General features: G+C 36.5%; 10 protein-coding genes. All 10 read right to left on the reverse strand.

All coding sequences use genetic code 11. The annotated features are described in order from the left end of the window. Position 1: 1 nt before the first annotated feature. Positions 2–1,447: an anthranilate synthase component I gene (trpE, locus tag PCY70_RS08360; RefSeq protein ID WP_029488034.1), complete on the reverse strand. Its 1,446-nt coding sequence runs from the start codon at positions 1,445–1,447 to the stop codon at positions 2–4. A gap of 18 nt (positions 1,448–1,465) precedes the next feature. Continuing rightward, positions 1,466–2,422 (reverse strand): P1 family peptidase, encoded by a 957-nt coding sequence (locus tag PCY70_RS08365; protein WP_305766983.1) that lies wholly within the window; start codon positions 2,420–2,422, stop codon positions 1,466–1,468. Positions 2,423–2,488: 66 nt separating this feature from the next. Then, positions 2,489–3,538, reverse strand: coding sequence for a GGDEF domain-containing protein (locus PCY70_RS08370; RefSeq protein ID WP_305766984.1), 1,050 nt, complete (start codon positions 3,536–3,538; stop codon positions 2,489–2,491). 49 nt (positions 3,539–3,587) lie between these two features. Then, complete coding sequence (locus PCY70_RS08375; protein WP_029488033.1) at positions 3,588–4,466, reverse strand: YihY/virulence factor BrkB family protein; 879 nt, start codon at positions 4,464–4,466, stop codon at positions 3,588–3,590. 93 nt (positions 4,467–4,559) lie between these two features. Further along, positions 4,560–5,147: a hypothetical protein gene (locus tag PCY70_RS08380; RefSeq protein ID WP_010167222.1), complete on the reverse strand. Its 588-nt coding sequence runs from the start codon at positions 5,145–5,147 to the stop codon at positions 4,560–4,562. An 83-nt stretch (positions 5,148–5,230) separates the two neighbouring features. Then, positions 5,231–5,971: a lysophospholipid acyltransferase family protein gene (locus PCY70_RS08385; RefSeq protein WP_305766985.1), complete on the reverse strand. Its 741-nt coding sequence runs from the start codon at positions 5,969–5,971 to the stop codon at positions 5,231–5,233. A 64-nt stretch (positions 5,972–6,035) separates the two neighbouring features. Beyond that, positions 6,036–8,462 (reverse strand): glycoside hydrolase family 2 protein, encoded by a 2,427-nt coding sequence (locus PCY70_RS08390; protein WP_305766986.1) that lies wholly within the window; start codon positions 8,460–8,462, stop codon positions 6,036–6,038. 94 nt (positions 8,463–8,556) lie between these two features. Further along, on the reverse strand, positions 8,557–10,002 hold the full coding sequence (locus tag PCY70_RS08395; protein ID WP_305766987.1) for a nicotinate phosphoribosyltransferase: 1,446 nt from the start codon (positions 10,000–10,002) through the stop codon (positions 8,557–8,559). A 149-nt stretch (positions 10,003–10,151) separates the two neighbouring features. Beyond that, positions 10,152–11,039, reverse strand: a complete 888-nt coding sequence (locus PCY70_RS08400) for an SIR2 family NAD-dependent protein deacylase (protein WP_305766988.1) — start codon at positions 11,037–11,039, stop codon at positions 10,152–10,154. Continuing rightward, positions 10,984–11,751: a protein-ADP-ribose hydrolase gene (locus PCY70_RS08405; RefSeq protein WP_305766989.1), complete on the reverse strand. Its 768-nt coding sequence runs from the start codon at positions 11,749–11,751 to the stop codon at positions 10,984–10,986. The genes PCY70_RS08400 and PCY70_RS08405 overlap by 56 nt, the downstream gene beginning before the upstream one ends. Between the last annotated feature and the right edge of the window lie 91 nt (positions 11,752–11,842).

Genomic DNA, 11,842 nt, shown 5'->3' on the forward strand with positions numbered 1-11,842 from the left:
CCTAAAACTGATCTATATTGTAGGCATTTTCTACGGCTTGCATTACGGCACTGGCTTTGTTGCGACATTCTTGATATTCGTTGTGGGCAATACTGTCGTAAACGATTCCCGCACCTGCTTGTACATATACTTTTTGTCCATCACTGATAGCGGTTCGAATTGCGATGCACATGTCCAAGTTGCCAGATAGATCGATGTATCCAATGGCGCCACCATAAATTCCGCGAGAGCATTCCTCTAGTTCGGCAATGATTTCGCAAGCTCTAAATTTGGGAGCACCAGATAATGTGCCTGCAGGTAAAAGAGAGTTTATGGCATGAAACGCGTCAAAAGATTTTTTGAGTGTTCCAGAAACAATCGAGGCGATGTGCATAACCTTGGAATATCTATGAATTTGCAAATATTCTTCTACTTCAACAGTTCCAAATGCAGCAACGCGGCCAATATCATTGCGTGCTAAGTCGACCAGCATATTGTGTTCTGCAAGCTCTTTTTCATCTGCAAGCAAGGAGCGCTCAAGCTCGGCATCCTCTTCTGGAGTTTTACCGCGCGGTCGGGTGCCTGCAACAGGAAAAGTAGTAATTTTTCGGTCGACAACTTTAACTAGCGTTTCTGGAGAAGTGCCACATATTTCTAAGGCATCGCTTTTGATAAAATACATATATGGCGAAGGATTATTGACTCGGAGCATTCTGTAGGCATCGATTAAACTGCCACTAAAGTCGGCTTCAAATTTGCGCGACAAGACGACCTGGAAAATATCTCCATCTGTAATATACTGTTTTGCACGTTTAACCATATCGAAAAATTTAGTTTTACTGGTAGTGCAATTAAACGATACTGTTTTGGGATATGGAATTTTTTCGGGCGCTTCGGTGCTTTGAATCAAGCTTATAATTTTGGCAATCTCTAGTCTAGCTTTTTTATATTGTTTTGCGATATTATCAAGTTTCATATTTACTATTACAATAATTTTTTTCTTTAAGTTATCGAAGGCAATCACCTTGTCAAAGAATTGAAATTCGAAATCGTTGTCATGATTGAGAGGCAAGGTTAGCTTTGGCTCGGCATAAGCAATCATTTCGTATGCCATATAGCCAATAAAGCCGCCTGTAAACGGAGGTAATTCGGGCAATTTTGGAGATTTGTACTTGTTTATATACTTCCTTAAAATAGTAATGGGATCTTCGGTAGAAGTTGAAATGATTTCGCTGCTGGTGATAGTGGTGATGCCGTTTTTATATTTGATATTTAAGCTAGGCTCAAATCCTAAAAAGGAGTATCTGCCGAGGCTTTCAGAGTTTTCGACACTCTCTAGCAAGTAAAAGTTATCGCTAATTTCATTAAGTTTTCGTAAGATGTTGATGGGGGTTGTTGTGTCAGCAAGAATTTCTGCTGATAATGGAAACATTTTATATTCATCTTTATATTTTGATAATTCGATCATAATAAAATTCCCTTCATGCTAATTTTGTAGGTCATTGTAGCTGACAAATCCATATGCACCAGTTGCGGTTAGAGCGGCATTGATAACAGCTTTTTGAACAACAGTAGCCGCGAGCGTGCCAATTACATTTAGATCTGCTGTTTCGTTGCCAACGCTGGTAGTATATATTGTATCTCCATCGGCCATAGTATGGATAGGGGTAATTGCTCTGGCATAGCCATTTTGTGCCATAGAAGCAATTTTATTGAGCTCCGACTTTGTAAATTTGCAATTCATAATAACAATGGCTAATGTGGTGTTTGTAGCAACGGCGGCTGTCTCTTGCATTGCATATAAAATTTGTTCAGAATTACGCATTGACTTTTTATCTGCAGAAAGAACGCCAGCGACCTGAGTACCAGTGGCATCGAATATGTCACCCAAAGCATTTAGAGCGACCAATGCTCCGATTTTTATGTTGCCAACCTGTGTGGCATAAGCACCGATGCCTGTTTTCATAGCAAAATCCATTCCTAAAATTTTGCCAACAGTACATCCTATGCCGGCACCAACATTTCCGAGAGCCAAATTAGTTGCAGAAGCATTTTCGCAAGCAGCATAAGCCATAGCTTTGGTGGGACGTATATTGGCACAAGCAACACCCAAATCAAACAATGCACTCTGGCAGACCAATGGCACCTTTGCTATGCCGGTGTCGAAGCCGATTTCACGTTGTTCTAAATATTCCATAACACCAGTGGCAGCTTCGAGAGAGAATGCGGAGCCTCCCGAAAGTAAAATTGCGTGTAAGCCAGATGCAGCCATCTGAGAATCTAGTAAATGAATTTCGCGTGATGCGGGACCACCACCGCGTACATCAACTCCACATGGAGCGAATATGTGAGGCAAGAAAACTGTACAGCCAGTTGCTGATGCTGTATTGTCTGCATGTCCAATTTTAAAGCCACCTATGTCTAATAAATTTATTTCGGTCATAAAACTCTCCTTTCTGAGGAAATGAATTAGAAACAAGTACTCCTAACTCGGAATCCTCAACATATATTAAACTTTAGAAAAAGAGCCGTGATTGTTTAATATTACTACATTTTTACCTAAGCGTTTGCCTTCTAATAGAGCTTCGTCGGCTATGCTAATTAAATTTTGTATATTTAGATTTGAAGCAGAAATCGACATCCCAATAGTTAAACTTGTTAATAACTTAAGTGATTTAATAAAATCAGAATTAATATAAGTCTCTAAGATATTATTTAGTACTGCGGCAGCATCGAGATAATGTACAGGAATTATTATCACAAACTCATCACCGCCATAACGCACAACCGTTCCGCGTAGGGGGTCCAAATATCCGCATAAAAGTTTGGCAACAAATTTGATCACCGCATCTCCTGTGTCATGACCTTTAATATCATTTATACTTTTGAAATAATCAATATCTACAATTGCGACAATAATATCATCATTATTTTCTTTTGCAAGATTAAATAGTTTATCCAAACTGCGTCTATTATATAATTTGGTCATAGGATCTAATTCAGATTCTCTGGTAGCAAGAGCCAAAATATTGGCTTTTTTTATGTTGATAGCAATGAATACTCCGAGAGTTTGAAAAAATGTTTGCTTATTAGCTGTGAAATAGTCTGCAGTAAATTGTTCCAAAATGATTCCGCCTAATAATTTGCTAGTAGTAAAATCTAGGAGAGGAACATATAGCCTAGATTTTGGAAGCATTTTGGTAGAGCATCCAAGTTCTGAAATATTTTGAGTTATTTCTTCTGAGTTGTATAAATGAATTTCTTTGGGATTATTTATCACAGAATTTGATTTGAGAATATCGTATGATCTAAAATGGTTATTATTGTCTATATTGCGTTCAAAAATTCTTAAGTAGTTCTTTTTATCAACCCACAAATAGCAACTACTAGCACCTGTAACTCCCATGATCATATCAGTTGTAGATTCCATAAGTTCTACAAATGTAGTTGTTTCATAAGCAGTTTTCATAACTTCTCCTAAGAGCCAGACCATGCCTCTTTGCATATTGAGTTCATTTTCTAGTTCTTCTAGTTGCTTTGCATTATCTGAAGATTGCATTAAATTCACCTTCTTTCAATTATAATTTTATAATATCTTTGATATAAATTCAATATTTTTGAAAAATTTTAGTCTGTATACTAGAGTTGAGAATTTTTCTATACGGTACATTTTTGTTTATTAAAATAATAGCATTGATTTCTGCGCCAATTAAAATAAATAGACCATTGGTATATAGCCATATTAGCAACACAAAAATTCCGCCGATGCTGCCGTACATAGAGCCATAATTAGAAAAATGTTCTACATATATAGAAAATAAATACGAAAAAACATACCAGCTAATAGCTGTAAAAAAAACGCCGGGCCAAAGATATCGATTTTTGATATGTCGTCGCGGAATAACTCTGTGAATAAAATAAGAGCTTGAAATGAGTAATATCCAAGATAAACACAATCGTGTCAAGTCCCACATTAATGTATAAGATTTAGGGTATCGTACCAAAAATAACTTTAAAATATATTGACCTAGTTTATTTCCAAAAATTAAAAGCACAACCATAGCAATTAGTATGAACGCTAGAAGCAAAGAATACATCATACCGGCAAGTTTTCTAACAACAAAATTTCGACTATCGACTACCCCATAAGCTAAGTAAATTCCTTTAATTAGTGTATTCACTGCAGCCGAAGTTGACCACAGTGCTAGTACTGCACCAACAAAGATTCCTGTGCCAGATCTTTTTTCGATCATAGAATTAACTGTAGATTCAACTAGTGGTGCAACCATACTAGGAACCACTTTTGGAACGTACTCCATAAAGTTGATAGAATCTATTTTGACATAGGAAATTAGGTTGATAATCATAAGTAAAAATGGAAATATAGCTAAAATCCAATAATAAGTCATTTGGGCACTTCTAGGACTTACGTCATGGTTCAGAAAACGCTTTTTTATATTATAATAATAATATTTTATTTTAGCCATAAGAACCTCCTTTAAACTAATTATTTTTAAATATATTAAAAGCCTAGTATGTAATATAACCAGATCGGTGGTTATTATTTACTAGGCCCAAGTTTAATTATTTTTGTTTTTGAGTTTTTCAGCTTTTTTTTGTGCTTTGGCATCTTTAGCTGCCTGATCAGATTTAGCGGCGGCATCTTTTAGCTCCACAGACTTAGTGCGTAGCTTACTTGCTTTAACTAACATTTTTTGTCTAAAACCTGTTTTTGCTGGTTGAGGAAGTTTACCGCTTAATACGTTAACAATCAAAACTCCAGCAAGTTCAACTTTGCAGGTTTTCTTTACTGGGAGTATGCTATAGATATTTTCATCACAAAGCAAAGTCATAATCTGGGGACCAATTTTTGCGATTACAACAGGCATTTGTCGCTTGGCTTGCCTTTTAGGAATTTGTTCTTTTACCATTTTGGGAAGATTTATATTTTCTAATTTATCTTTTTTCTTATCAATAACAAAAATTTGTGTTGCTTGTTTATGTTCGTTTATCATGGCTTGTTGTTCGTCAAAACGTCCTTGAATTTTTCTGCCCCAAAAATATAGTCCAATAAGAACTCCGCCTATTACGACTATCCAAATCAGAGCAACTAGCCAACCGGACATTCCTGACTCAGCTGTAGCTACTGCAACTTGTTGTGCCTCCATATCAATCACTCCTTTTCCCATGTAGTATATCACAAATTATTTTGTTCTGCTATACTGAAGATGCCAATTCCATGTATTACTATCTATGGCAATTGGTCAAATAATTCTTGTACGTATTGTTCAACCTGTTTTGGAAGAAGTTTTTGTTCTTGCCTTGATAAATGTGTTACTTCGATAGGCTTTCCAATGTTTACATAAATTGTGGTAGATTTAATCTTATTAGGCAATTTATTATTTTCAAATATACATTCTGTGTTTTTGATGGCAATAGGAATAATGGTGGCTCCAGAATTAAATGCAAGTTTAAAACTTCCGGATTTAAATTCGCCGAGTTGTCCAGTCTTGCTGCGAGTGCCTTCTGGGTAGATAACTAGAGATTGATGATTTTTGAGCGCAGCGGTGCCTTTTTTTATCGATTCTAATGCTTGGCGAGGATCGTCTCGGACCATATGGATGCTTCCGATTACATCAAACCAAGTTCTTATGATGGGCATTTTCTTTACTTCATCTTTGCCGATAAATATGCAAGGGTCATCTATCACTGCCGCGATAGACATTGGATCATAAAATCCTCTATGATTTGATACATATAAATTACCTCGTTGTGTAGGTAAGTTTTCTTTGCCCATTACAACAATCTCGGAACCAGATGCTTTGATCATTCCGCGGCAAAATGACTGCATAATGCGATAAATTTTTTCAGAATAAAGTTTTTGAGTTTCAACATCTAATTGCTGATTATCAACGCGATATTTGTTGCGATCTTTGGTATTTATAATAAAGTGATAGACCATAAAAAATAAAGTGCGTAAACCTTTAAACATATTTTATACTCCTTTCTGATATAGTAGGCAAGCCAAAAATAAATTCAACCTGCCTATGTTTTTATTATAAAGCTAGTTCTGGCTGATCTGATGCTATAACATCAAATTCAATCTCAGCAGGAATGACTCCGCCAGCCGAAACAATCAACTTAATTTTTCCGAGTTGATCGAGGCTCTGAACGATTGCTAAAGCTTTTCCACCGTATAATCTACGATAAGGAACTTTGTCGTGTTCGAGGCTGGAAATATTGCCATTGCCTTGGCCTAGCAATTTGCCCTCTCCAATCACCTCAAAGTCTACCAATATATCACTGTCATTTACAAAATTTCCCAATTTATCACAAACTCCAATTTCTATTAAAGCGCAATCAGTATTGTCAGCTACTAAATTGGATTTGGCACAAGTGGCAGTTAACTGATATTCTTTTGCAGAAGTGTTGAGAGTATGCCTTGCGACTTCGGTATCATTTTCATATGCTATGGCAATGAGCTCACCCTTAGTGTATGGCACTTCCCAAAAAAAGTTATCTAGAGTTTGTTTAGATTTTTTGCCTAAAGATTGTCCGTTTAAGAAAAGTTCAGCTTCATTTATTGATGATATTGCATATACCTTTATTATGTCACCTTCGAGAGCTTTTAAGTCCCATGAAGAGGGCATTAGCCAAATAAATTTTTTTGTGGTCCAGTGAGCTTTAAAATAGTATGCCCAATCTTTGAAGATTCCAATATAATCTATGATGCCAAATGGAGAAATTACGTTAGGGAATCTATATGGGAAGGTTTCGCCTCGATAATCTATGCCTGTCCACATAAATAATCCACACATATGAGATTGACCAACATATGCTTTTAATGCTTCTTCTGGAGTTTGTCCCCATCTAGGATAGCAATCACCGTAGCAAGTTAAATTACCATAAGTTTCCTTATTTGGCCATACTGCACTAACGTTTTTGGCTTGGGTGATAATTCGTTCAATCGGTGCTTTATGCATATATTTATCAATTCTAACTGTGGCAAGCCCTATTAATTCGGTATTTACAAAGCAGCCTTCTGGATTTTCCTCTTTCAATTTGGTGTATACATCAAAATCACGCAACATCATGTAATTTACACCATTTAGAGGTAGGTCTAATCCTTTTGCTTTGTGATTCAAAATATGGTTTCGGTATCTTGCATTAATGGCCATCAAGTAGTCTCGAGTATCATCATGTAATTTTCCGGTAGCAATCATGCGTTTAAATACTCGTACACCTTTGTCTTTGCCGAGGAGATCCGCTTCTTCGTTGCATAGCGACCAAGAAAATATGCAAGGGTGATTTCTGTCTCGACGAATCATATCTACAAATGGTTTCATGCTTTCTTCGGATACTGCAGGCCAACGAATTTCATCCATAACGATAATCCCTTTTTCATCGCAAATATCTAGGAATACAGGATCTGGTGGATTATGAGAGCAACGATACGCATTGCAACCCATATCAATCAGTTTGTTAATTTTATATTCATGCACAGATCGATTACAAGCAACACCAACTCCGGCAAAATCATCATGACCGCAGGCGCCTCTCAAAAAGATAGGTTGACCATTTAATTTCATTCCTTCTGCAGAATTGTATTCAAAAACTCTAGGGGCAAATTTTTGCTCGAAGACTTCTGTTCCAGCAATTGAAGTGAGCGTGAGTTTTGCAGTATATTGGTGCGGATTTTTATCACTCCATAAAATGGCATTGGATATTGACATAGGTATTTCGAAATAGTCAACTTTACAGGCTGTCGCAGTACCCGAAAAATTTGTGGTGGCAATAGATTTTTCGGCATCAAAAAATTCTATGGCACAAGTAAATTCAGCTTCTATTAGGCTATCAATTTCTACTTGTACTGAAAAATCTGCTGTTTTGGTGGCTAAGTCAACATTTTTCTGTTTGATATAAATTCCATTTGGCACGAAGCAAAGCTGGGGAACAATCTCTAAAAATGCATCGCGATAAATGCCTCCTCCAGTATACCACCAACCTTCTGGCTCCGTTGCATCACAAAATACTGCTAAAGTGGAAGGTTTATCATAATTCACAGTTTCGGTAATTTCGGTTCTGTAACTATTAAAGCCACTCAGTTCTCTTTTGACGATATCGCCATTACACCACAGCTGGCTGTCGCGATAGATGCCATTAAAGGTAACAAATATACGTTTGCCAAGAGAGTCTGGAGGTAAAGTGAAAGTTTTGCGATACCAACCAAAGCCTGTATCTAATGAACCGGTAGAAAAAGGAATATCACTGGTATATACGCCGCGATCGATTACAAAGTCATGAGGTAACTGAACATCTTGCCAGTTGCTATCATTATATTGAGGCATAGAAAGATTAAAGCTACCTGTTTTGGTCCATTTACGAGGTAGTTGTGTTTCAAATATTATGGTAGGTCCGTCATCTTCACCTGCATCAGCAGTGCCATAAAAAAATTTCCAACCAAAATTCATATTGTATTTCATAATAATATAGTGTCCTTTCAATTTTATATTGTATTTCGCAGCTATATCAACAGCTAGAAACCCCACAGATAATTGTAGGGTTTACGCTACTATATTAGAAATTAAAATTTTTGAGCATTTCGTCTTTCAAGAAGTATAGTTTATCTGATAAATCCACAGGCATAATTTCGGGATTAATAAATCTGGTATGCTCTTCCCACAAAGTAGCCATTTCTTTTTTTGCATAAGCTGCTATTTCTAATATGCTCGGAGATTCATAAACACATACGCCATCTTTAAAAATTGGCACAAGAAGTTCACGTAAAGTATATTTTCCAGGGAATAAAGCCATTTTTTTCCAACGAGCATTGTGGTCAGAAGCTATTACAGTTTGAGTTTCATCGTAGTGCTCATCATCTAGTGCAACTATATCGACTTTGATTTTATGATGTTCTTTATCATAGAAGCGAACTATTTTTTTGATTCCGGGATTAGTCACTTTGGCAACATTATCAGAAAGCTTGATTTTGGGTATAAATTCACCATATTTATTTTCAGTTGCAACAATTTTATAGACACCTCCAAATGCTCCCCAGCCTTCAGATGTAATCAAACGTGTGCCTACCCCCCACAACGAAATTTTTGCTCCTTGCAATTTTAAATCAGTTATTAAATTTTCGTCTAGGTCACTCGATGCGCTTATTATGGCCTGCTCATATCCGGCCGCATCCAGCATCCGGCGAGCCTTTTTGGAGAGATAGGCAAGGTCGCCACTATCAAGACGAATGCCATATATTCCGGTTAGTTTACCGACTTCTCGCAACTCGTCAAAAACTTGAATGGCATTGGGAATACCGGAGCCAAGTGTATCATAAGTATCGACCAGCAGAATAGCTTTTTCAGGAAAAATATTGGCATAAGCTCTAAAGGCTTCTAATTCGGTATCGAAACTCATAACCCAGCTGTGTGCATGTGTTCCAGAAATTGGAAGTCCAAATATTTGCCCAGAAAGTACATTGCTAGTGCCAGTGCATCCGCCGATAATGGCAGCTCTAGCACCATATGTACCGGCATCAGGCCCTTGAGCGCGTCGCAATCCAAATTCAAGAACAGTATCTCCTTGGGCAGCAAGGCACACTCTAGATGCTTTGGTTGCGATGAGAGATTGATGATTGATTATATTTAATATAGCTGTTTCGATAAATTGTGCCTCTATTATATTAGATTTTACACGTAGAAGAGGTTCATTTGGAAAGACAATAGTGCCCTCAGGAACAGCGTATATTTCACCAGTAAATTTAAAAGTTCGTAGCATAGCTAAAAATTCATCTTTAAAAATATTCAAACTCTTCAAATATGCAATATCAGCTTCTGTAAAATGTAAATTGTTTATATAATCTATTACTTGTTCAAGACCTGCGCAGATGGCATATCCTCCGTTATATGGATTTTTGCGATAGAACATATCAAAGACTACAGATTTGTCAGTTATACCATACTCAAAATATCCTTGCATCATAGTAAGTTGATACAAGTCGGTTAAAAGTGTTAAATTTCTCATTATAAAATAAATCCCCCTTATACATTGATTTTTTACTGTATTGAATGGAATTGTCTATATGTAACTATACAACCTTTTGTTAAATTATACAAGTATTTAATTCAAAAATAAAGAAGCTATCTCCTATGGATAGCTCAACGGTTGCTTATTTATATATTATATATTTTCTTTAAATCATGCAAGGCATCATGAATATCATGGGTTATACAAATGCTTTGATCTGTAATTTCTGATGGAACAGAAACTTCGTTTAGATTAATGCTTACATACGTGGCTTTATTATTTAGTTTAGTATAATGCCAAAATGGATATTTGATGATGCCGGGTGTGTTTAAACCAACTCCTAGCTCTAAATACAATATTGGTTTGCTTGCAGAATATGTCAGCAAAAATTCTTCGTAGCGCTCTTGTGCTGCATACCAACCTGGGGGTTGAGCAAATGTATCATCGATTCGCAAGTTGCTAATAGCAGGGGCGTCACAGTAGGGACATTTTGGAAGCATCTTGGTGGGAACTCGCATATCTTTTTGAAATTTGACCATTGTTACTATTTGGAATTGATTTTTAAAGGTTTCTTGCACGCAAGGGACAGAACATTGAAATAGTTGATAGTCTCCTTGGGTATAAAATAATCTTTTTCGGTCGAAGCCGTGATTTAAAAAGGCATGATCTGCATTTGTGGTGAGTACAAAATAATTTTTATCTTTGATTAAATCAAACAAGATATCGTACGTATCATTTAATACATAGTTGTAGCCATTCATAAATACATGGCGACTCCAATATGCCCATTTTGTTTCTAAATCCGGAAATTCATAAAATGCTGAAGAATACATATCAGTTAGACCAAATTTTTGAATGAAGTCGGGAAAGGCATCGGTAAACCTTTTGCCAGAATAAGTCAGCCCAGCAGATGTGGATAATCCAGCTCCAGCTCCAATTATAACATTATTAATTTGACTTAATATTTGTGCTAAATCTTCAATCTGTGCGGAGTAACTCGGAGTATATTTTGTAGTCGATATCTTTGAAGACATTGAACACCACCTTAATCTTATCATTTTCGGTAAGGAAATTTTTAACAATTTTTATGGCTATTTCTGCAGCTCGTCGGTTTGGAAAATGAAATTCTCCAGTAGAAATACAGCAAAAAGCGATGACATGACAGTTTTCTGCCGCGGCAATGCTTAACGAAGATTTATAACAGTTTGCTAAGTCTTCTTCATTTTGAGGAGTTAATTTGTCATGTACAATAGGACCGACTGTATGGATTACGTAGCGACAAGGTAAATTGAAAGCGGCAGTCATTTTCGCAGATCCCGTTGCTTCTGGATGCCCTTGTTTTGAAATAATTCCATCACAAGCTTGGCGAAGTTGTAGGCCAGCTGCAGAATGAATCGCATTGTCGATGCAATGATGATTTGGAATAAAACATCCAAGAAGTTGACTGTTGGCAGCATTCACGATCGCATCTACTTGAAGTCTAGTAATATCTCCTTTCCATACAAAAATGTTTCCGTCATCAGTAATAAGTTCTTCTCGAGAAATAATCCCTTTTTCGGCAATTTCTTGTGATAGAAAAGCATCTTGAATCTGAAGCCATTCATCGCTAATGGGGATTGGTTTGCGTACATTCATTAAAGCACGTAATAAGTTGCGTTTTTCAGCAAAAGTCTGTGGAATTTCGAGATCACTATATTCTGCTGCTAAATGTGTTACAAGATAGTCTAATCTTTCTGATTGGTTCATTGTTTCACCTCAAATATTATAGTATAAGATTAGTCTATACAATTTAAGAATTTTTATAAGTAAAAGAAAAGGACTGCCATAATAAAGGCAA

The organism is Candidatus Epulonipiscium viviparus (assembly GCF_030708075.1).
Lineage (GTDB): Bacteria > Bacillota > Clostridia > Lachnospirales > Cellulosilyticaceae > Epulonipiscioides > Epulonipiscioides viviparus.